The 20,463-nt window shown below is 59.7% G+C and carries 18 protein-coding genes and 3 pseudogenes; 10 read left to right on the top strand and 11 right to left on the bottom strand.

Annotated elements, in window-relative coordinates; all coding sequences use genetic code 11:
- A pseudogene (locus tag FHT76_RS39505) lies at positions 1–82 on the top strand (IS5/IS1182 family transposase); the annotation flags it as partial.
- Positions 83–1,128: 1,046 nt separating this feature from the next.
- On the opposite strand, the gene FHT76_RS39500 reads toward FHT76_RS39505, so the two are convergent.
- Positions 1,129–2,028 (bottom strand): fructose bisphosphate aldolase, encoded by a 900-nt coding sequence (locus FHT76_RS39500; RefSeq protein ID WP_183759166.1) that lies wholly within the window; start codon positions 2,026–2,028, stop codon positions 1,129–1,131.
- Positions 2,029–2,420: 392 nt separating this feature from the next.
- Here FHT76_RS39500 and FHT76_RS39495 point away from each other — a divergent pair, with 392 nt between their 5' ends.
- Positions 2,421–3,146, top strand: coding sequence for an ROK family protein (locus FHT76_RS39495; protein WP_183759167.1), 726 nt, complete (start codon positions 2,421–2,423; stop codon positions 3,144–3,146).
- Positions 3,147–3,597: 451 nt separating this feature from the next.
- Positions 3,598–3,793: pseudogene (locus tag FHT76_RS39490) on the top strand (cold-shock protein); the annotation flags it as partial.
- 330 nt (positions 3,794–4,123) lie between these two features.
- On the opposite strand, the gene FHT76_RS39485 reads toward FHT76_RS39490, so the two are convergent.
- Complete coding sequence (locus FHT76_RS39485; RefSeq protein ID WP_183759168.1) at positions 4,124–5,329, bottom strand: ROK family transcriptional regulator; 1,206 nt, start codon at positions 5,327–5,329, stop codon at positions 4,124–4,126.
- Positions 5,330–5,543: 214 nt separating this feature from the next.
- Here FHT76_RS39485 and FHT76_RS39480 point away from each other — a divergent pair, with 214 nt between their 5' ends.
- From FHT76_RS39480 to FHT76_RS39455, 6 genes are all read left to right on the top strand, one after another.
- Positions 5,544–6,782: an extracellular solute-binding protein gene (locus tag FHT76_RS39480; protein ID WP_183864102.1), complete on the top strand. Its 1,239-nt coding sequence runs from the start codon at positions 5,544–5,546 to the stop codon at positions 6,780–6,782.
- Positions 6,783–6,854: 72 nt separating this feature from the next.
- Positions 6,855–7,739 carry a carbohydrate ABC transporter permease gene (locus FHT76_RS39475; RefSeq protein ID WP_183759170.1) on the top strand — a complete coding sequence of 295 codons (885 nt, stop codon included), beginning with the start codon at positions 6,855–6,857 and terminating at the stop codon, positions 7,737–7,739.
- Positions 7,739–8,584 (top strand): carbohydrate ABC transporter permease, encoded by an 846-nt coding sequence (locus FHT76_RS39470; RefSeq protein ID WP_183759171.1) that lies wholly within the window; start codon positions 7,739–7,741, stop codon positions 8,582–8,584. Before FHT76_RS39475 ends, FHT76_RS39470 begins: the two co-directional genes overlap by 1 nt.
- On the top strand, positions 8,581–9,603 hold the full coding sequence (locus tag FHT76_RS39465; protein WP_183759172.1) for an SIS domain-containing protein: 1,023 nt from the start codon (positions 8,581–8,583) through the stop codon (positions 9,601–9,603). Before FHT76_RS39470 ends, FHT76_RS39465 begins: the two co-directional genes overlap by 4 nt.
- The gene (locus FHT76_RS39460) at positions 9,603–10,532 is read left to right on the top strand and encodes a PfkB family carbohydrate kinase (RefSeq protein WP_183759173.1); all 930 of its coding nucleotides are present in this window, start codon (positions 9,603–9,605) and stop codon (positions 10,530–10,532) included. The genes FHT76_RS39465 and FHT76_RS39460 overlap by 1 nt, the downstream gene beginning before the upstream one ends.
- Positions 10,529–11,599, top strand: coding sequence for an ABC transporter ATP-binding protein (locus FHT76_RS39455; RefSeq protein ID WP_183759174.1), 1,071 nt, complete (start codon positions 10,529–10,531; stop codon positions 11,597–11,599). The genes FHT76_RS39460 and FHT76_RS39455 overlap by 4 nt, the downstream gene beginning before the upstream one ends.
- On the opposite strand, the gene solA is transcribed toward FHT76_RS39455, so the two are convergent.
- From solA to FHT76_RS39425, 6 genes are all read right to left on the bottom strand, one after another.
- Positions 11,591–12,769, bottom strand: coding sequence for an N-methyl-L-tryptophan oxidase (solA, locus tag FHT76_RS39450; protein WP_183759175.1), 1,179 nt, complete (start codon positions 12,767–12,769; stop codon positions 11,591–11,593). The genes FHT76_RS39455 and solA overlap by 9 nt on opposite strands.
- Before the next feature lie 9 nt (positions 12,770–12,778).
- Positions 12,779–14,272 carry a histidine ammonia-lyase gene (hutH, locus tag FHT76_RS39445; protein ID WP_183759176.1) on the bottom strand — a complete coding sequence of 498 codons (1,494 nt, stop codon included), beginning with the start codon at positions 14,270–14,272 and terminating at the stop codon, positions 12,779–12,781.
- A complete protein-coding gene (locus FHT76_RS39440; RefSeq protein WP_183759177.1) occupies positions 14,269–15,045 on the bottom strand; it encodes an ABC transporter ATP-binding protein in 777 nt (258 codons plus the stop codon). The genes hutH and FHT76_RS39440 overlap by 4 nt, the downstream gene beginning before the upstream one ends.
- 29 nt (positions 15,046–15,074) lie before the next feature.
- Complete coding sequence (locus FHT76_RS39435) at positions 15,075–15,779, bottom strand: ABC transporter permease (protein WP_183759178.1); 705 nt, start codon at positions 15,777–15,779, stop codon at positions 15,075–15,077.
- A gap of 9 nt (positions 15,780–15,788) precedes the next feature.
- The gene (locus FHT76_RS39430) at positions 15,789–16,514 is read right to left on the bottom strand and encodes an ABC transporter permease (RefSeq protein ID WP_183759179.1); all 726 of its coding nucleotides are present in this window, start codon (positions 16,512–16,514) and stop codon (positions 15,789–15,791) included.
- 99 nt (positions 16,515–16,613) lie between these two features.
- Positions 16,614–17,456, bottom strand: coding sequence for a transporter substrate-binding domain-containing protein (locus FHT76_RS39425; RefSeq protein WP_183759180.1), 843 nt, complete (start codon positions 17,454–17,456; stop codon positions 16,614–16,616).
- A 191-nt stretch (positions 17,457–17,647) separates the two neighbouring features.
- Between FHT76_RS39425 and hutC the strand changes: the two genes are divergently transcribed.
- Positions 17,648–18,400: a histidine utilization repressor gene (hutC, locus tag FHT76_RS39420; RefSeq protein ID WP_183759181.1), complete on the top strand. Its 753-nt coding sequence runs from the start codon at positions 17,648–17,650 to the stop codon at positions 18,398–18,400.
- A gap of 531 nt (positions 18,401–18,931) precedes the next feature.
- Here hutC and FHT76_RS39415 read toward each other — a convergent pair.
- The 3 genes and pseudogenes from FHT76_RS39415 to FHT76_RS39405 all read right to left on the bottom strand — a co-directional run.
- Positions 18,932–19,051 (bottom strand): annotated as a pseudogene (locus FHT76_RS39415) (glucose dehydrogenase); the annotation flags it as partial.
- 53 nt (positions 19,052–19,104) lie between these two features.
- The gene (locus FHT76_RS39410) at positions 19,105–19,908 is read right to left on the bottom strand and encodes a PhnD/SsuA/transferrin family substrate-binding protein (RefSeq protein ID WP_183759193.1); all 804 of its coding nucleotides are present in this window, start codon (positions 19,906–19,908) and stop codon (positions 19,105–19,107) included.
- A 317-nt stretch (positions 19,909–20,225) separates the two neighbouring features.
- On the bottom strand, positions 20,226–20,459 hold the full coding sequence (locus FHT76_RS39405) for a DUF6429 family protein (RefSeq protein WP_183759182.1): 234 nt from the start codon (positions 20,457–20,459) through the stop codon (positions 20,226–20,228).
- Positions 20,460–20,463 lie beyond the last annotated feature (4 nt).

The raw sequence follows: 20,463 nt of genomic DNA, 5'->3' as shown, positions 1-20,463 counted from the left end.
TACTCGCTACGACAAGCGCCCGGAAAACTATCTCGCAGCGGTCAAACTCGTCGCGGCAAGGATCTGGTGTCAGAGTTTATGAGTCGACGGCCTAGGAGACGGCCGTGACGGCGCCAATGCCTGGAATTGTCATCAGCAGCTGCTTAGCCTGGCACTCCCGCGCCGCTGCGATTACGATGCGCGATGTTCTGCCACTGGACTTCCAGGAAAAGTTTCAAGGGATCCTCAGCATCGGCCGTCGGCAATCCTTGGCCTGTCCAGTGGCCGGATGAGAAGTCGTTGCCACCGCGAAAGACGGGCCTCTCCACCATTTCAAGATTGTTTCCGCCCCATCGGGGCACCATCCCCCTGTGTGCGCTGACGTACCGAAAGGCGCCGAAAAGGTTATAAACCTGCGCCGGGCTTGGGGTGAACTCAAATTGAAGTGTTGCGTTTATTGCGCGAGATCACTCTTGAACGGAGAGCGTCAATGAAGCTTGTGCGATTGACATTGAATGGGCAAGCATCGATGCCTGTCTTCATAAACCCCGACCAGGTGGTGTCATTGGTTGCGCTACCTCATCGAACACAGATCGTCACAACGGCAACTAGCGCCCACGGAGCAGCTATAGTTTATGACGTAGCCGAGCTGTCCGCGGAAGTTGTTCGTCTCCTAACGAACAGTCCAGAGATCGCAGCGCCGGGGCAAGCTTGAAGAAATCTTCGCCGGGCCAGTGGTCCTATTCAATGTAAAAGTCCTGCCCGACATTTTTGGTAGGTCAACTTTAACGTGCCTTCGGACTGAACAACGTAACGTTTCGAGACGCGGCAAACAATTGACCACGGATGTACTGGAAGTTGCCATTGAGACAGATCGAAGAGGTCGGTGCCGAGGGAGGTGCCGGCCTTTTTTCCGGACGTAGAAATCTCGTGCGTCAGGAGTGGTCTGACGTGGCGGCTCTATTGGCGAAGCGGCGTTTGGCGAAGATTCAAAACATCAAGGCGAGACAATCGCCCTGCCCCCAGCGACCGCCAGTTCTGATCGTGCACCTGCCTCGGACCGGTGACCGATATTGAACGGAGGCCGACCGGCGACGGCACATCTCCCGCTGCCCCTTTTTCGTGGCTCAAGCTTGTGACATTGGCAATTCAGATTGTGGACGCACTCGCGCTGTAAATTTCGTCGACCGTCCTTGCGAGGCTCGCGTCGAACTCCTTGTCGCTCATCGAGTCTCGAAGATCTTCTGTCAGAGCTCGTGAGAAGCTCGCAATCATGCCGTGGTTGTGGGTGAGCTTCTCGCATGCATCTGCGCGACTGTAGCCACCAGAAAGGGCCACCACCCGAACAACCGACCTGTGGTCGATAAGCGGTTTGTAGAAATCGGAAACGGTCGGAATGGTGAGCTTGATCATCACCCGCTCGCCCACTGGAAGCGCGTCGAGTCCCCGGGCGAGCTCTTCGCGCAGGATCTCCTCCGCTTCCCCCTTGGTGGGGCTTTTGATCGACACTTCCGGCTCTATGATCGGAACAAGTCCGTGACCGATGATCTGCCGAGCTACATCAAATTGCTGCTTCACTACGGCAGCGATCCCCGCCCGGTCAGCGTGAGCAATCACGGACCTCATCTTCGTTCCGAAAATTCCCTTCTTCACGGCACGGGCCAGGAGCGCGTCGAGATCGGGCATCGGCTTCATGACTTGAACGCCGTTCTCCTCGGCAGACAGTCCCTTGTCGACCTTCAGAAATGGGACGACGCCGCGATCCTCCCACAGGAACGACGGGACGGACCTTCCACCGGCATCTCCATCCATCGTCCTTTCAAACAGGATGGCCCCGATGATCTTGTCACCGGTGAAGGCGGGCGCTGTCATGATGCGCACACGCATCGCATGCATGAGTCGAAACATTTCCTCCTCGCCGCTGTAGTTGGAGTCAGCGATGCCATAGAGTCGTAACGCAGCCGGCGTGGACCCACCGCTCTGATCAAGGGCGGCGATGAAGCCCTTCTTGCTGGTCATCTGTGACATCATGCGTTCATCTGCTGTCATTTCCATCCCCTTGGGTAATGCTTGCAAGCGTCCTGGTGTCTAAGATGGTTCACCAGACCGGCTAAAGGCTTCAATTTTGGCTGAGATCGAATGGCGGAGTGTAGTTTACTCCTCGGAAAGTGCTGTTTCAGCAACCCGCGCCAGCGGTTGCCCGAGCCAATGTTTCGGCCAAGCGCGGTGCTGTCAACGATTTTTCCATATCCAGAGTGTGAGAGTGGCTCAGGCGAGTGCCATGCCTTGCCGTGTCTTCGCTCTCATCCGCATAGCGCCGACGCCCGTTCCGGGCCACCGCACTTTGACTTTTGCATGTCGTTTTTTTTGGGGATGACGGCCCCTTTATCAAACGCCGATGAGCGTTATCTAAGTAAGCCGGGTAAGTAAAAAGGGCGAGCATGACGAGCCACATCGAAACCATTGACCGTCGGATTCTTGCCGTTGATATCGGCGGCAACAACATGAAGATTCTTGCCCATGGTGTGGAAGAGCGAAAAACCAGGTCTGGACCGGCACTCTCAGCCCGGCAGGCGGTCGATGCCATCAAGCTGATGGCGAAAGATATCGACTATGACGTGCTATCGATCGGTTACCCGGGTCCCGTTCGCAACAACCGTCCGTCGCTGGAACCCGCGAACCTCGGGCCAGGGTGGAAAGGTTTTGATTTCTCCCAGGCTTTCGGAAAGCCAGTCAAGCTCGTCAACGACGCCCTTATGCAGGCAATAGGAAGCTACAAGGGCGGGCGGCTGTTGTTTCTCGGCCTCGGAACAGGCCTGGGATCGGCCATGGTGATGGAAAGCGTGGCTCAACCGCTGGAGCTCGCACACTTGCCCTACAGAAAGCAGCTAACATTCGAGGATTATGTTGGGAAGCGAGGTCTCGTTCGACGCGGCCACAAGAAGTGGAAGGAGTCCGTTTTCGATGTTGTCGCACGGCTTCAGGCCGCTTTGCTGCCCGACTACATTGTGATCGGCGGAGGCCAGATCGATGAGCTTGACGAACTCCCCAGCGGCTGCATCAGAGGCGACAACCGTCTCGCGTTTTTCGGTGGATTTCGCATCTGGCAGGACACCTCGATCATCCTTTCACGTGGTCCGGAGGGTGACGGTCTCAAACCTTATTGAGCGTCCCTCGTCCACGGTGAGCCAGACCCACAGCCCCGCGCCAAAGACGCGTCAGAGAGCGCGCTAGTAAAGTCGAAACAAACGCCTATAATGGACTGATAAGGTTGAAGAACCGCGTGCCGATATTTCTCATTGCGATATCGCTGGCTAGGGCAGGGCCGATAGCGCCGTCCCCCTCGAGCATGAGAACTCCGCCATCCTCAGTGACCTTGATAGAGGCGCCGTCCATCTCCGGCTAGCAGGCAATGGTCGTCGCGACGATGGACGCAATGTCGGCAAAGGCATTCGAACGAACTGCTGCGTTGGACGATTGAACTGCGAACATTCGTGGAAACTCTTGTTGTCATCCGTTCCTCGTCGTTCCAATGTCGTGAGGCTCCGGCACTTCCAGACCCTGCGATTTCGCTTGCGCAACCGTAAACCGAGCATTCGCTCAACTATGGGAGGATCTATGGCCAAGGGCACTGCGAAGTTTTTCAATTCCGCCAAGGGCTTCGGTTCCATCAAGCCAGATTGGCGGCGATAGAGATGTCTTTGTGCACGTAACCGCCTTCCGGCCGCAGGCCTTTATGAATTACGGTACGGGCAACAGGTTTCCTACGACCGAGCCGGATCGCAGCGGCAAGGCCCCAAAGGCGATCAACCTGCATCTGTGCTATCCGACTTCGGCAGAGGGGAGAGCAAGACCGGTCTCCCGTTCCGCCCTCGCCCGACGGGCACCCAGGATGCTGTTGTTGCAAGAGATCGTTTTTATTTTGGAACCAATGCGGAGGACGCGAGTTCTTTTGGCGCAACGCCCGTTGCATTTGACTGCGCCCCCCTCAACTGCAGTCGAAGGAAACCCGATGCCTATGGCACCGGGTTTCTTTTTTGTGTTATCGCCAAGTCTCCGGCCCAGCAACGATGAGGCAAAAAAGACCCCGAATTTGGTGAATGGCGGAGGTGCCCGGCTGTTGTACCCCTGGCGAGGCTTGATCCTAAAGCGATTCCTTCAGGATGGCCGCAAAGCTCGGATCGAACGCGCGACTGATGGGATCGGCGGCCGCACCGCGTGCGACGGCCCATGAATCCGTCATTCCGAGTTGAAACCGCGGAATGGTCCGGTCCCGCCGGTCTGCGAGGGACGGCGTAAGTGGATGCACAGCCGCGACCAGGCGCTGCGCGAGGGCTTCCGGTGCCCCTCCGCAAAGTATGACGGTCTGCGGGTCGAAGATGGTTTCGATCAGATGGATGCTCCAGCGCAGATCCATCACGGCTTCTTCGATCCAGCTCTCAATTCTCGCGTCGTCCGTTTGCGCCAGCGCGTTAATCGTCGCGTAAACGCCTGTGTCCGCCGGGTCGATCCCCAGATGCTGGTAGAGCGACGCGAGCGAAGCGCGATGCTCGAGCGGAGTCGGGCTGCCGCTCGCCGAAAGCAGGGCCATGCCGATCTCGCCGGCATTTCCGTTGGCGCCGCTATAAAGCTCCCCCCCCAGAATGAGCCCGGCTCCGATGCCGTAGCCCAGGTAGAGGCAAACGGCATGATCAAGCCCGTTCGCAGCACCGACCATGCGCTCCGCAGTTGCACATGCGGCCGCATCGTTTTGCAGGCGAACACTTAGGCCAGTGCCTGTGGAAAGCGTCTCGATCAGCGGGAATGCCTGCCATGCCGCCATCATCCACGGATCGTCGACGGCGGCATCGATGCCGAACGGCCCGGGCATGGCGGCTCCGAGGCCAACCAGACGACGTTCTGATTGTTCAAATATATCAGCAAGATCGAGGCGAACTCTCTCGATAAGCTTCAAGATGACCGCGACACCGCCGGAGGGACCAATGGGTGGCAAGTTTGCTTCGGCTCGGGCGAGCACGCTGCCGACGAGATCGACGGCGACGGCCCGCGTCACGTGCCGATCGATCTGCAGTCCGATCGCAAACGCACCTTCCGGGACCAGTGTATAGGGTGTCGATGGCTGTCCCCTGCCTTTGCGAACCGCATCCAGCGCGCTTACCAGTCCCTCCTCCTCGAGTTCGTCGATGATATTGGAGATGGTCTGTTTCGTGAGCTTCGTCGCGCGAGAAAGGTCGGCCCGCGACAGGGCCCCGTTCATCCGCAGCGCATCCATCAGCACTCGTCTGTTATGGGCGCTGGTGCCTTCATGATTTGTCCCACTCTTTGCCCTTATGGGCCGCGCATCGTTCATCCTGATTTCCTCTTGACAGCAGTAGAATATTGAAGAACAAATAAGTCAAGAGAATTGACTTAATAAGGAACCACAGAGTTCCGGGGAACGCAGAGAGCGACATGCTCTGACGACGCTCCGCACCTGGCAGCCGCTTCGCCGGCGCCTGTTCGAATGCTGATGGCGGCGACGGCCGCCCTTGGAAAACGGTGAATGTCAAAAACTGGAGGCTGGAATGTTGAAGTCACTACATAAGACGATGCTTGGCGCTGCACTGATCGGCGCGTCCTTCGCGCCGCATGCCTTTGCCGAAACCACGATCAACGCGCTCTTCATGGCGCAGGCGGCCTATAGCGAAGCCGATGTTCGCTCCATGACCGATGCCTTTTCCAAGGCAAACCCGGACGTCAAGGTCAATCTCGAATTCGTCCCCTATGAAGGCCTGCATGACAAGACCGTGCTCGCCCAAGGGTCCGGCGGTGGCTATGATGTCGTCCTCTTCGACGTGATCTGGCCAGCTGAATATGCAACCAACAAGGTCCTCGTCGACGTCACGTCGCGCATAACCGACGACATGAAGAAAGGTGTCCTCCCCGGCGCATGGACAACGGTCCAGTATGACGGAAAATACTACGGCATGCCGTGGATCCTAGACACGAAGTACCTCTTCTATAACAAGGAAATTCTTGAGAAAGCCGGCATCAAGGCGCCGCCCAAGACCTGGGACGAACTGACCGAGCAGGCAAAGACCATCAAGGACAAGGGCCTTCTTGCAACGCCAATCGCCTGGAGCTGGTCGCAGGCGGAAGCCGCGATCTGCGACTATACTACGCTCGTCAGCGCCTACAAGGGTGATTTCCTGAAGGACGGCAAGCCGGCCTTCCAGAATGGCGGCGGTCTAGATGCGCTGAACTACATGGTCGCCAGCTACAAGTCCGGGCTGACAAATCCGAATTCCAAGGAATTTCTCGAAGAAGACGTCCGCAAGGTCTTCCAGAACGGCGATGCCGCCTTCGCGCTCAACTGGACCTACATGTACAACATGGCGAATGACCCGAAGGACAGCAAGGTCGCAGGCAAGGTCGGCGTCGTCCCAGCTCCGGGCGTGGCCGGCAAGAGCGAAGCATCGGCAGTCAACGGCTCGATGGGCCTCGGCGTAACCACAGCAAGTAAGCATCCCGATGAGGCCTGGAAGTACGTGGCCTTCATGACTTCCCAGGCAACGCAGAACCAGTTCGCAAAGCTCAGCCTGCCGATCTGGGCATCCTCCTATGATGACCCAGCTGTCACGAAAGGTCAGGAGGAACTGATCTCTGCGGCCAAGATCGGTCTCGCCGCCATGTATCCGCGCCCGACCACGCCGAAATACCAGGAGCTATCTACGGCACTCCAGCAGGCGATCCAGGAGTCTCTTCTCGGCCAGTCCTCGCCGGAAGATGCCCTGAAATCGGCTGCCGAAAACAGTGGTCTCTGACCGATAGCGACACCCAGGCGGCACATGCCGCCTGGCTTCACCTTGCCAATCCGATGAATTGAGAGACGCCCGATGTCCGGCACCTGGATGACGACCCGCGCGTGGCTTTTGATGTTGCCGCTTCTTGTCGTGATGATCGCCGTCATCGGATGGCCCTTGGTCGACACCGTCGGTCTCTCCTTTACAGACGCCAAGCTTGTCGGCACGGCCGGCAATTTCGTCGGCATCGAAAATTATGTGAAGATGATGTCCGGCTCGAATTTCCAGCGGACACTGATAACGACCACCTGGTTTGCGGTCATCTCCGTTGCCGCCGAGATGGTGATCGGCGTTCTTGCGGCACTCCTACTGAACCAGGATTTCCAGGGACGGGCCGTGTTGCGCGCGTTGATGATCCTGCCCTGGGCACTGCCGACAGTCGTGAACGCAACACTCTGGCGACTGATCTATAATCCGGAATATGGCGCCCTCAACGCGGCGCTGACGCAGATCGGCCTCATCGATACCTATCGCTCGTGGCTCGGAGAACCGGGAACGGCGCTTGCCGCACTGATTGTCGCTGACTGCTGGAAGAATTTCCCCCTGGTGGCCCTGATCGCGCTTGCCGCCCTGCAGGCTGTACCCCGCGATATCACGGCTGCCTCGCTCGTCGATGGTGCCGGCGCTTTTGCGCGTTTTCGCTTCGTGATCCTGCCCTATCTCGCCGGCCCGCTGATGGTCGCCCTGGTTCTGCGGACGATCGAGGCGTTTAAGGTGTTCGACATCATCTGGGTGATGACACGCGGCGGCCCCGCCAACAGCACGAGAACGCTCTCGATCTTGGTCTACCAGGAAGCCTTCTCGTTCCAGCGGGCCGGTTCTGGTGCTTCACTCGCACTGATCGTCACACTGCTGGTGACGCTGCTTGCCCTCGCCTATGCGGCGCTGGTGCGCAAGACTGCCGGGAGTGCTGCCTGATGGAACGCAAGAGCCTATGTTTCTCAATCTTCATCCATGCCTGTGCCTTGCTGCTTGCCGCTGTCATCCTGGCGCCTGTCCTGTGGCTCTTTGTCATGAGCATTTCGCCGGCTGCCGATCTTTCCGCCAAGCCGCTACGCTGGTGGCCGCAGTCAGCTGATTTCTCGCGGTACGGCGTGCTTTTGTCGACTCTCGAAAACAGCGCCGGCGCGGCGTTCACCGCGTCGCTGAGGAACAGCATCGAGGTTGCTGGCATAGCAACGATCGCGGCGATTGCACTTGCCATTCCGGCGGGCTGGGCGGTATCGCGCACGCCCTCCGTCGGATGGTCGCTTTCAATGGTGATCGCCACCTACATGCTGCCACCCGTTGCGCTTGCCGTACCGCTCTACATGGGTCTTGCCCATCTCGGCATGCTGAACAACGTTTTTGGCCTTGCACTCGTCTATCTCACGATCCTTGCGCCGTTCACAACGTGGCTCATGAAATCCGGGTTCGATTCCATTCCCAAGGAGATCGAAGCCGCGGCGATGATCGACGGTGCAGGCCTGCTCCAGACCTGGAAGATCATCACGCTGCCGCTTGCCATGCCGGTGGTCGCAACCTCCGCACTCTTTGCCTTCCTGCTCGGCTGGGATGAATTCTTCTACGCGCTTCTCTTCACGTCCGACCAGCGCGCCAAGACACTCACGGTCGCCATCGCCGATCTGGCAGGTGGTCGTGTCTCGGATTACGGCCTGATCGCAACTGCCGGTGTGCTCGCCGCCCTGCCACCAGTTTTCGTCGGTCTCATCATGCAACGCGCCCTGATTTCCGGGCTGACAAGCGGCGGCGTCAAGGGATGACAAACACCATGGAAACGACACGACCCATCGGCCTGATTGCGATCAATCGCGAGATGGAACGCCAGCATTCCGACGCCCTCGCCTCCTTTCATGGCGCCAGGGAGGCCGCAGAGGCCATCGCCGCATCGTTGAAGAAAACCGGAAGGCTCCTCCTCCTCGGCATGGGCGGATCACATGCGGTTGGGCGCGCTGTCGAGCCGCTCTACCGGGTGATCGGCATCGATGCGATCGCCCTGCCTTTGTCTGAGCAGCTCGGGCAGCCGCTGACGCTTGACGGCAGAACCGTCATCATCACCTCTCAATCGGGCGAGAGCGCCGAGGTCGTGCGCTGGTTCTCGGAAACCGGGGGCAGCCCGGACACGTTCGGGCTGACGCTCGAGGACGGATCCTTCCTGGCCCGCACCGCAACGTCCCTTGTCGGCGCCGGTGGAACGGAACTCGCCTTTGCTGCAACGCGCAGCCTGACGGTCTCGTTTGCCCTTCATCTTGCGGTGCTGGCTGCCCTTGGCGAGGATCCCGCCGCAGCGCTCGCTGCACTTACCGCACCGGAAGCGCCAAGCATAGATCCTGCCCTTACCGCCTTGAGCCGGGTGGCTACGGTCGTTACCTCGGGCCGGCGGCTGCAGGGCCTCGCAGAGGCGCTGGCGCTCGGCCTGACCGAACTCTCCCGTCGACCCTGCTTTTCACTGGAGGGCGGGCAGTTGCGGCACGGACCGATGGAGATGCTCGACCCGGCGATCGGCGTCGTTCTCTTCAGGGGACAGGACAGCACGGCCGCTCTGGTGACAGCCATGGCCGTATCAGTCGTCGAGACCGGTGCACCCGTTGTCATCTTCGACGCTTCTGGAGACGACCCTGTTCCGGGTGCGGTCACCATCGGCTTCAAACCTGCATCCGGTCTTGCCGCAATCTTTGCGATGCTGCCTACTGCCCAGCGTCTGATGATTGCCTTCGCCGACGCCCGTGTTGACAACGCCGGCACGCCGGTGCGCTCGACCAAGATCACCCGGAGCGAATGATGCGCCCTCTTGCCGTCGTCGGAAATGTCAATGTCGACCTCATCCTTGGCCCAGCCGCACCCTGGCCGAAGGCGGGTACCGAAATCATCGTCGACCATGACGAATTGCGTGTCGGCGGTGCAGCCGGCAACAGCGCCCTTGCCTGGGACGGGCTCGGCATTCCCTTCGAAATTGCCGCAAATGTCGGCAATGACCAGTTCGGCAAATGGCTCAGCGAGACTTTCGGGAAGCGCGCCCTTAACTGGCCGGTTCGCCCGGAGCAGACGACGCTTTCGGTCGGCATCACCCATCCCGACGGCGAGCGCACCTTCTTCACGACCCGCGGTCACCTCCCACGCCTCAGCCTGTCCGATGTCCTTTCAGTTCTCGATGGCACGCGGCTCGCCGGAGGCTGCCTGCTGCTTTGCGGATCGTTCCTGACGGAGGACCTGACACGGGACTACGAGGCCTTCTTCGATTGGGCGGACGCGCATCGGATCGACGTTGCCCTCGACACAGGCTGGCCGCTCGACGGTTGGACCAGCGAAAACTGCGATGCCACGCGACGCTGGCTATCGCGCTGTGCGATCGCGCTTCTCAACGAGGTGGAGTCGACCACGCTTTCCGGCCTCGACAATCCCGCGCAGGCAGCCGCCGAACTCCGATCCCATATGCCAGATGGTGCGATCGTCGTCGTCAAGCGCGGCGCGGATGGCGCCCTTGCCATCGGAGCCGACGGACAATGCATCTCGGTGGTCGCCCCGATCGTCACGGTCGTCGATACGATTGGTGCCGGTGATGTCTTCAATGCCGGCTTTCTTGCGGCATTGACGAGAGGGATGCCGCTTGCCGCCTGCCTAGACATGGGGACACAGGTTGCCTCTCGGGCCATTTCCACCCTTCCACGCAGCTACGGCAGCGAACCCGCATCCAAGGACATGGCTCAATGAGTGCGCTCGAAATCAAAAACATCCGCAAAACATACGGCGATGTCGAAACGCTAAAGGGCATCGACATTGCGCTCGAAAGCGGTGAATTTCTGGTATTGCTCGGCTCGTCAGGCTGTGGAAAGTCCACCCTGCTCAACATCCTTGCCGGATTGGCTGAGGCAACGAGCGGCGACGTCCGCATCGGCGGCCGCTCCGTCCTTGGAGTGCATCCGAAGGACCGCGACATCGCCATGGTCTTCCAGTCCTATGCCCTCTATCCCAACCTGACCGTGCACCGCAATATCGGTTTCGGTCTGGAAATGCGCAAAGTTCCGGGAGAGGAGCGCGACCGTGCGGTACGCGATGCCGCGAAGTTGCTGCAGATCGAAAGCCTGCTCGAGCGAAAGCCAAGCCAGCTGTCGGGGGGCCAGCGCCAACGCGTGGCAATCGGCCGGGCGCTGGTGCGCAAACCGGAGGTCTTCCTCTTTGACGAACCACTGTCCAATCTTGATGCGAAGCTGCGCATGGAGATGCGAACCGAACTCAAGCGCCTGCATCAGATGCTTAAGACAACGGTCGTCTACGTAACGCATGACCAGATCGAGGCGATGACGCTTGCCAGCCGCATCGCAGTGATGCGTGACGGGCGGATCGAGCAGCTCGGGTCGCCATCCGAAATCTACGACCGACCGGCAACCCTCTATGTCGCCACCTTCGTCGGCGCACCACCGATGAACCTTTTGCGTGTTACCGCACGCCGCAGCGAGCTTCAGGTCGACGGCAGCGACATGGTGCTGCCCATTCCGCGCGGACTTGAAACGAAGCCAGGCGACGGCATGAAGCTGATTGCGGGGATTCGTCCGGAAGCATTTGGACCCGGCTCGTGCGAGCATACGATCGAGGCGACATGCGAGGTCGCCGAGCTGACCGGCCCGGAACTTGTGGTGACCGCCCTTGCTGGAACGCAGCGGATCATGGCCTGCCTGCCGCCGCGCACCCTGTTGGAAAACGGCCAGCGGCTGACGCTATCCTTCGCCGCAGAGGCAATCCACCTCTTTGACGCCGAGAGCGGACTGCGCCTAAACTGACGCTGCCCCAGACCCGGCTTTGCCGGTAGCCACGAAGCGGTTAAGGGCCTTGAAGGAAAAGGCAGAAACGGGAAGACCGGTTTCCCCCTGAAGCGCCAGGTCGGCAAGAATTTCGCCGACCACACTCGTGAACTTAAAACCGTGTCCCGAGCAGGGCGAGGCGACCACCACATTCGGATTGCCCGGAGCAAGATCTAGCAGGAAATCCTCGCTGGGAAGCATGGTGTAACGGCAGGTCACCGTGTTCACGCGCTGACCGGCCGCTCCGGGCACGCGCTTACCGACGAAGCCGTCAAGGAGCGCCGTATCTCTGTCGTTCACCGGCGGATTTTGCTGGTTGGGATCGATCGGCTCACGGAAATGGGCGTGCCGGCCGATCTTCACCCCGTCCACCCCGATTGCGGGAAATCCGAAGAAGGAGCCCTCCGCCCCTTCGTCTCGCAGGAAACACGGCATGCGCTGCGGCTGGGTCAGGAAGCCATCCTTCGGCTGATACCATGCGACCACTTGGCGGATCGGGGTCGCCAGTGTTCGCAACTCCGGAACAAGCTCGGCGATCCACGACCCGGTGGCAACCACGACCTTCCTGGCGCGATACTGACCATCTGCGGAGCGGATCGTCACGCCCACATCGTCAGGTTCGATTGCAATCACACGTTCCCCGAAATGAAGGACAGCACCATCCTGTGCCGCAAGCTTGAGGTAGCCCATGACCGCCAGTTCCGGCCGGAGATAGCCGCCTTGCGGATCGAGGACCGCGATCTCCTCGTCATCGAGCTGGAAGGCGGGAAATCGTCTGTTCATTTCCTCCTTGTCGAGGATCTGGTGCGCCAGGCCGTGCATCTGGCAGGACGCACGGGTTCCTGACACGATCTTGCTGTCGCTTGCGCCAATCTGGAGGACGCCGGTGATTGTCAGGATTTCCGCCCGAAGCCGTGCTTCAAGCACGTTCCAGTTTCGATAGGCGCGCCGCAGCAACGGAACGTAGGACGGATCCTCGAAATAGCCAAGCCGGATGAGGCGGCTGTCTCCGTGGGACGAGCTCAGCGCATGAGCCGGATAAAAGGCATCGATGCCGATCGTTTTGGCGCCCCGCTCGGCGAGAAAGGAGAGCGTGGCAGATCCCATGGCACCAAGGCCGATCACGGCTACATCGAATAGAGCTGTCATATCCGTTTCCTAAATCATATCCGGAGGCGCTTCGGTGCGGATCAGCATTCGAAGGGCTTCCATGTCACCGGCCAGGGGACGATCGTCACCATAGTTCGAAACGACCTTGCGCGCTGTGCGATGGATTGCCTCGGTCCCCTTGGCCCGGTTTGCGGTCGGCTCAAGAAAATCGTGTGCCTGGGCAGCCGCCATCAGTTCGATTGCGACGACATACTCGGCGTTGTCGATGACCTGCAGAAGCTTGTTTGCCGCTGCAGTGGGATGAGCAAGGAAATCTTCCTGCAGACCTGACGTCAGGCCGCCGTCGGTGGAAGCGGGTGCCGCCAGCCTGCGGTTCTCGTTGCTGAGTGCGGCGGCCGTATATTGCGCGATCATGAAACCCGAATTGCTGCCGGCGTCCCTTGCCAGGAACGGCGGCAGACCGCTGACAAGCGGATTGACGAGCCGGTCCATACGGCGCTCGCTCATTGCCGATATCTGGGCGATGGCAATCGCAAGGCTATCACATGCCTGCGCAAGAGCGGGCGCGACGGCGTGCGCCTCGGACGAAACCACCGGGTCGTCAGGCGTGCCCGAGATAGCCGGATTATCGGTCACCGAGGCAAGTTCGCGATCGACGACATCTGACGCATTGGCAAAGACGTCGCGGGCGGCGCCATGCGCGTGTGGGACCGAGCGCAGGCTGAGGGCATCCTGGGTTCGCTTGCCAAGGGCAGCCGTTACCAGGCCGCTGCCAGCCAGCCGACGGCGCAACGATGCACCAACCTCGGCGATGCCGCGCGACGGACGCAGGGCCAGCACGGTTTCGTCGAAGGCAGCCATCTGGCATCCGGCGGCCTCGAGGGTCAGCGCGGCAACCGCATCTGCCCAGTCAAGCAGGTGGAGGACCCGTGAGAGGGCAACGCTTGCCAGGCCGGTCGCGCAAGCCGTGCCGTTGACGAGGCTGAGCCCCTCCTTGGCGCGAAGCACGAGCGGTGCAAGGCCAATGGCGCTAAGCGCCTCGCCACCCTTCAGGGTCTTGCCCCTCACCTTTGCGCTTCCCTCGCCAATCAGAACGAGTGCGGTGTGGGCATTGTGCGTCAGGTATCCGGCCGAGCCTTTCGAGGGCACGTCCGGAATGAGATCATGATCCAGGAAGGCAGTCAGATACCGGAGGATGTCAGTCCTGACGCCCGAATGGCCGTGAGCGAAGTTTGCAATTTGAGCCGCCAGGATCGCTCGAACCTCCCGTGGCGCCAGGAGCTCGCCGACACCACAGGCGTGACTGAGGACGATGTTGCGCGACAGGCGGCTCTGCGAGCTGCGGTCGACAACTGTATCCGACAGGGCACCGACGCCGGTATTGATGCCGTAGGCACGCACGCCGGTCTCGACGATCCGCTCGACGATCCGGCTGGCACTCTCCACACGTGCCAAGGCGGAAGGAGACAATGCAAGCGCCTCCCCGTTCGCGACGCGCGCAACGTCACGCCAGCCGATGCAGGTCTCGACGACAACAGTCATTGCCCTGTCCCGAAATGACCGATGAACTGGCGAAAAGCCGGGGTTGCGCTCCCGCCGAACATCTCGTCGGGCGTACCGCTGCTTTCGACCAGCCCTTCCTTCATGAAGACGACGCGATTGGAGACGTTGCGGGCGAAGCTCATTTCGTGCGTGACGACAAGCATGGTCATGCCCTCCTCCGCCAGAGAGCGCATGACCCGCAGCACCTCGCCAACAAGCTCCGGGTCGAGAGCCGAGGTCGGCTCGTCAAACAGCATGACCTTCGGCTTCATCGCAAGCGCACGGGCAATGGCGGCACGCTGCTGCTGGCCGCCGGACAGATGCGCAGGATAGGCGTGCCGCTTGTCGGCTATTCCGACCTTCTTCAACAGGACCTCCGCCTCGGCAATGCACTCCGACCGAGGGCGTTTGAGCACATGCACCGGCCCCTCGATGACGTTCTGCAGGATCGTCATGTGTGACCACAGATTGAAGGACTGGAACACCATTCCGAGTTCCGATCGAATATGATCGACCTGTTTCTGGCTGGCAGGACGGCTCGTGCCGCCCTTGTGGATCATCCGGATCTGTTCACCGTCGACCCAGATCTCGCCATCGGTTGCCGTCTCCAGGAGGTTGATGCAACGTAGGAAGGTGGATTTGCCGGAGCCCGAGGCCCCGAGCAAGGAGATGACGTCGCCATCCTGAGCATCGAGCGAGATGCCCTTCAGGACCTCGTGCGTACCGAAGCTCTTGCGGATGTTGCGGACGGAAAGTCGGGTAACGCCTGGCATGGAAGCTCCAATCGTGTCCGTTCAGTCTCTCAGGCCTTCAGCGCCGGCGGAACCGCACGACGATGACGCGAGAGCGAATATTCGAGCAGGGACATTGCCTGCAGGATGATGAAGTTGAGAACGAGGTAGATGATGGCCGCACAGAGGAACACCTCCATCGTGCGATAGGTTTGCGAGATCAGACGCTGTGCCACGCCTGTCACCTCCCAGACCGTCACAAGGCTTGCAAGCGCTGTCGACTTCATCATCAGGACGATCTCGGTGGAATAGGCCGGGAGCGCGTGCCGGAATGCAATTGGCGCCAGGATGCGGCGAACGAGCAGAGCGCCGGACATTCCGATCGAGCGGGCGGCCTCGATCTCGCGTGGCGAGACGGCGCGAATTCCTCCGCGGAAAATCTCGGCCGAGTAGCCCGCGGTGCAAAGCGCAAGAGACAGTACGGCGCAGACAAACGGCTCTCGCAGGAACGGCCACAGGAAGGAGTAGCGGATGAACCCGAACTGGCCAAGGCCGTAGAAGACGAGAAACATCTGGATCAACAGCGGCGAGCCGCGGAAGACGAAGATGTAGCCCTTTGCAAATGCGGAGAGTACCGGGTTGCCGCCGACACGCATCCACACGATCAGCAGCGCAAGAAGACCACCGACAAAGACAGACAGAGAAAACAGCGCCAAGGTCATCGGAACGGCCTTGAGCAGGGTTGTCATTGTCTGGAGGAGAAAAGCAAAGTCCATGATGTCACCTCACGCCTTTCCCATGGCCGCTGTCGGCATGCTGCGATTGGCGCGCCGCTCGGCGCCATTGAAGATGCGGTCGGAGAGGCTCGTCAGGACGAGATAGAGGATGCCGCCGACAATGAAAAACAGGAAATACTGCCGCGTCGAACCAGCCGCGACCTGACTGGTGCGCATCAGTTCGGCGAGACCCGTCACCGATATCAGTGCCGAATCCTTGAGGCTGAGCTGCCACACGTTTCCAAGGCCTGGGACGGCAAAACGCAGCACTTGCGGGATGATGACCCGGCGAAACCGAAGGCTGCTGTTCATGCCGATGGCGTTGGCCGCTTCCAGTTCACCTTTGGAAATGGCAAGGTATGCCCCGCGAAACACCTCTGCCTGGTAGGCGCCCGATATGATGCCGACCGCGAGCGCACCGGCGAGAAACGAAGGCATGCCCAGGAAGCCCTCATAGCCCATGGCCTTGCCGATCGAGGTGACGGCGGACGAGCCCCCGAAGTAGATCAGATAGATGATCAAGAGTTCGGGCACGCCGCGAAAAACGGTCGTATAGACGTTGCCGAGGGTAACGAGAGCCGCTTTTCCAGAGAGTTTTGCGGCAGCGATGATCGCCCCCAGCACAGCTCCGATCGCCAGCGCGCTTGCAGTCACGCACAACGTCATGAGTGCTGCAAGCAGGAGAAGCGCACCCCATCCGGTCGAGCCGAATCCAATCAGTTCCAGTGTTGCCATGTCATGTTCCCCGCGCCCGCCGCAAACCCGGCGGTGTCAGAATAGCATGCGGTCTCCGGCATCATGGCCGGAGACCGTGATGTCCTGCCTTGCCGGAAATCAGTTCTGCGGGCTGACGTCGACCTTAAACCACTTCATCGACAGCTGCTTCACAGTCCCGTCGGCAAGCGCCGACTTGATCGCTTCGTTGAACTTGTCGCGGAGATCCGTGTCGGCCTGACGTACGCCGAGGCCTTCGCCCTCGCCCCAGATCGGGCCGACGATTTCAGGGCCGGTGAAGGTCAGGCTGTCGTTTGCGGACTGGAAGGCATTGGCGAAATAGACGGCATCGTCGAAACCGAGATCAATGCGTCCGTTCTGAAGGTCGAGATCCCGGTCTGCGCCGGTCTTGTATTCGCGGATTTCTGCGATGTCGCCGAAATTGTCGTAGACGAACTTCGCATAGACCGTCGCCGCCTGAATGCCGATCGTTTTGCCCTTGAAGGCTTCCTTCAGCGCATCGACCTCCTTAACGCCGGTCTGGCCGGGCGCCATCTTGATCGTCGCGCCGGTTCCGGCTGCTTTGGCGAGCGGGCTATCCTTGGCGGTTGCGAAGGCCGCGGGCGTCGCAGCATAGGGGATCGTGAAGCCAATGACCTTCTTGCGGTCATCGGTAATCGACAGTGCATCCATGATGACGTCGAACTTGCCGGCATTGAGTGCCGGGATCATGCCGTCCCAATCGGAGGCGACGAGCGTGCATTCGATCTTGGCGCGCTCGCACAGGATCTTCGCAAGCTCAGGCTCGAAACCGCCGAGCGTGCCATCGGCATTGGTCATGTTCCAGGGCGCATAGGCACCCTCCAACGTGATCGTTGCAGCCTTCCAGTCCTTGGCGGCGACCGGACCAGCAAAAGCAGAAAGCGCGACAGCGCCAGAAAGAAGAAGCGTGCGGAATGTCATTGGTTGATTCTCCTCTGAAGTGACTGTTGACCTTGCGGTCCGATACCGTTCTTCGCCGGCTTGCCCGATGTCGACTTTGATCTGGTCGATCTTTCGAGAGGTTGTATATGGTACCATATGTGATATTTTGTGTTATGCAAGTGGAAAGTCGACGGCCTGAGCGGATTCCGCCGCTGCGAAAGGAATAGCCAATGAAGCGTCAAAGCGAGATGAAGCGGGACAACGATACCGCACCGCTCTACGCCGGCGTCAAGCAGATGATCCTCGACCGCATCCATAGCGGCGAATGGCCCCCAAAGCACCGCGTCCCTTCCGAAAACGAGCTCGTGACGGAACTCGGCGTAAGCAAGATGACAGCCAACCGCGCCCTGCGCGAGCTTGCTAGTGAAGGCGAGCTTGTCCGCATCCAGGGCGTTGGCTCATTCGTCGCTGAGCGCAAGGGTTATTCCGCCCTCTTCGAAGTTCGTAACATCGCCGAGGAAATCACCGAGCGAGGCCATACCCACGAGGCATCCGTGGTAATTTTGGCGCGGGAAACCGCCTCTCCGGAGACAGCCGACGCTCTCGAGCTCGATATCGGGGCACCCGTGTTCCACTCCCTGATCGTGCACAGCGAAAACGGCGTCCCAGTCCAGATCGAGGACCGCTTCGTAAACCCGGCAGCAGCGCCCGACTACCTGGCTCAGGACTTCAAGTCACTGACGCCCAACGCCTATCTGACCACAGCTGCACCACTCAGCGGATCCGAACACATTGTCGAGGCGGCAATGCCGCAATCCTGGGAATGCAAACTGTTGACAATCCTTAAGAACGAACCGTGCCTGGCAATTCGCCGCCGCACATGGTCCGGGCGACAGGTTGTCTCCACTGCTCGCCTTATCTACCCCGGCAACCGGTATCGACTGGAGGCACGAACAGGTAAAACCTTCGAAGAACAGCCGTAGTTGTATATGGAAGACGGTCTTTTCGTGCCGCCCGCAGACGCTCGACACCCCGCCCGAAGCAATCGAACCACATCCATTGGAGCAAACTCGGGTTTCCGAAACTGACCGGGGCTCGCGGTGATCGGGATCGTCGCTAGCTACCGCGCCTTAGATCTCTGCGTTGACGGGACACTGTGGCGGCAACAGCCGGGGCGGCCCGCAAAGGCAGCAATGATTATTGCCTGGGCGAGCACCGCGGCCACTGCATAGCCGCTCTGCACAAAACTTTTTTTCCAAATGGTCAAAAAAAGCGGCATAACGATCAGGGCTGATGCACATGGCGGCTTTCCTCCCAGTTCCGCCGCAGCAGCTGTTCACCTCTGGAGGTTTTTGACCTTCACAGATTATGGGTGGCGGTTTTTCCGTCGGCCCTTTTTTCGTTCTTTCCTCGGAGCGTGGTGCAACTTGGCTTGCTTTGAACCGGAGGCTGCTGTCAGTCGCGTAACTGATCGCAGCCAAACGAATGATACATCAGTCCCCCGGTATCCATCCTCAAATATCGAATGCGCTCGGCAGGACCACGACGTCACGGATTGTGACGTTACGGGGCCTGGCGAGCATAAAGAAGATCGCGTCCGCGACCTCGGAGGGGTCGATCAACGCGCCGGCTTTTCAAACGTTCTGTTGAAAATCGGGCTGCACGGGCCAATTCTGGTCTAGCCGGATTAAAACGGGAGGTTCCTCTCAGGGTCGACACACAATCCGAGCTGTGCAAGTACCGCCCTCGTCAATGCAACAACCTCCGCCGAAGTGTGCCGGGAGGTAATGAACGGCAGTCCCTTACGCGGTTTCGTCCATCCCACGACCTGGACGTCCCGTGCCGCTGGTTCAAACCGCTTCGCCAGAAGAAGCGTCTTGCAGTCAATAGCAGCGACATCTGCGCCCCCCTCGGCGATAGCTACGATCGACTGGCGGTGACTGCCTGTCTGGACGCGCTGAGAGAAGATCTCGATGGTTTCTCCCATCGCCTCGAGGTCAGACAGCAGGGCTTGGAGGCCTGACATGGAGCTGAGATCGTTAAATGCAAGCCTGCGTCCGCGCAGCTTACTCATCGGAATTTGGGCGATACCATCCGGCGACACCAATATGTCTTGTCCATCCCGACGCATGATGATTGCGCTTGAGTAGAACGGACCGCAACCTCCCTCGATACCTTCGTAGCTCGGCTGACCAACGATCTGAACATGATCCGCAACACCGCGCTCCAGCGGTCCCCAGCATGCCTGTGCGAGGAAAAGCCCGGGATGTAACCAGAGCCCTTTCAAATCGAGATCGTCCGCGGGAAGATTTGCCGGATCGGAAGCGATGACCTTGCCGGCCTCATCCAGGATGCCTCCCGGCACCGGAGGAAGGTCGCCGTTGGTTCGGGCAAGATGGTCAGGCGCCGTCACGCCGCGCGAGCGAAGAGACTCGCGAAGTCGCTCCCATTGTGCATTGGTCTCTTCCCGGACCTCGGGCCAGTCATACATGGGTAGGGAGGCAACCAGATTTAGCTGCAATGAAGGACCTCTCTTCGCTGTCTACGCTAGAGATGCGGTGACACCCCACGGTTTCGCAATAGGCAGTTTTGCCCGTCCGACAAATAAGTCATCGTGCAATCAGTGCATCAAGCCCCTCGGAGATATCGCGGCGCGCACTGACTTTCAAACAAGTCACATTATCGAAAACTTTTCAGATACTTATAGATCTTTGTTCGAAATATAGACGAGGACCGGAGGTATTCCAAGCATCCGATGAAGCTGCCCACATATCTCGTGCAAGGGCCGTTGAGGAAATGGCTCCGATGCTATTCCGGATTCCGCATGAACATTAACCGAAACAATTCTCTCGAGCGCTCCAGCCCTTCCTCTGTCAGGAATACCGATTTCGACTTGTTTACGGGATCGTGGATCAGTCCTTTCCTGTAGAGGCGATCGGTCACCGCCCAGTCGAAGCTCTTCCACGCGCGCCGTTCATCATGAAGGGTGAGCCACATGAGCGCCAGGACAGCATCATCGATCTTGTCTTCGTCAACGGTCATGCCC

The sequence above is a fragment of the Rhizobium sp. BK176 genome (genome assembly GCF_024808055.1).
This window is presented reverse-complemented; position numbering and strand designations above follow the sequence as displayed.

What these genes read in the sequence shown, in the direction of transcription:
- FHT76_RS39500 (WP_183759166.1), bottom strand. Translation starts at nt 2,028, where the DNA reads ATGACAGCAGATGAACGCATGATGTCACAGATGACCAGCAAGAAGGGC.
- FHT76_RS39495 (WP_183759167.1), top strand. Translation starts at nt 2,421, where the DNA reads ATGACGAGCCACATCGAAACCATTGACCGTCGGATTCTTGCCGTTGAT.
- FHT76_RS39485 (WP_183759168.1), bottom strand. Translation starts at nt 5,329, where the DNA reads ATGAACGATGCGCGGCCCATAAGGGCAAAGAGTGGGACAAATCATGAA.
- FHT76_RS39480 (WP_183864102.1), top strand. Translation starts at nt 5,544, where the DNA reads ATGTTGAAGTCACTACATAAGACGATGCTTGGCGCTGCACTGATCGGC.
- FHT76_RS39475 (WP_183759170.1), top strand. Translation starts at nt 6,855, where the DNA reads ATGTCCGGCACCTGGATGACGACCCGCGCGTGGCTTTTGATGTTGCCG.
- FHT76_RS39470 (WP_183759171.1), top strand. Translation starts at nt 7,739, where the DNA reads ATGGAACGCAAGAGCCTATGTTTCTCAATCTTCATCCATGCCTGTGCC.
- FHT76_RS39465 (WP_183759172.1), top strand. Translation starts at nt 8,581, where the DNA reads ATGACAAACACCATGGAAACGACACGACCCATCGGCCTGATTGCGATC.
- FHT76_RS39460 (WP_183759173.1), top strand. Translation starts at nt 9,603, where the DNA reads ATGCGCCCTCTTGCCGTCGTCGGAAATGTCAATGTCGACCTCATCCTT.
- FHT76_RS39455 (WP_183759174.1), top strand. Translation starts at nt 10,529, where the DNA reads ATGAGTGCGCTCGAAATCAAAAACATCCGCAAAACATACGGCGATGTC.
- solA (WP_183759175.1), bottom strand. Translation starts at nt 12,769, where the DNA reads ATGACAGCTCTATTCGATGTAGCCGTGATCGGCCTTGGTGCCATGGGA.
- hutH (WP_183759176.1), bottom strand. Translation starts at nt 14,272, where the DNA reads ATGACTGTTGTCGTCGAGACCTGCATCGGCTGGCGTGACGTTGCGCGC.
- FHT76_RS39440 (WP_183759177.1), bottom strand. Translation starts at nt 15,045, where the DNA reads ATGCCAGGCGTTACCCGACTTTCCGTCCGCAACATCCGCAAGAGCTTC.
- FHT76_RS39435 (WP_183759178.1), bottom strand. Translation starts at nt 15,779, where the DNA reads ATGGACTTTGCTTTTCTCCTCCAGACAATGACAACCCTGCTCAAGGCC.
- FHT76_RS39430 (WP_183759179.1), bottom strand. Translation starts at nt 16,514, where the DNA reads ATGGCAACACTGGAACTGATTGGATTCGGCTCGACCGGATGGGGTGCG.
- FHT76_RS39425 (WP_183759180.1), bottom strand. Translation starts at nt 17,456, where the DNA reads ATGACATTCCGCACGCTTCTTCTTTCTGGCGCTGTCGCGCTTTCTGCT.
- hutC (WP_183759181.1), top strand. Translation starts at nt 17,648, where the DNA reads ATGAAGCGTCAAAGCGAGATGAAGCGGGACAACGATACCGCACCGCTC.
- FHT76_RS39410 (WP_183759193.1), bottom strand. Translation starts at nt 19,908, where the DNA reads ATGTATGACTGGCCCGAGGTCCGGGAAGAGACCAATGCACAATGGGAG.
- FHT76_RS39405 (WP_183759182.1), bottom strand. Translation starts at nt 20,459, where the DNA reads ATGACCGTTGACGAAGACAAGATCGATGATGCTGTCCTGGCGCTCATG.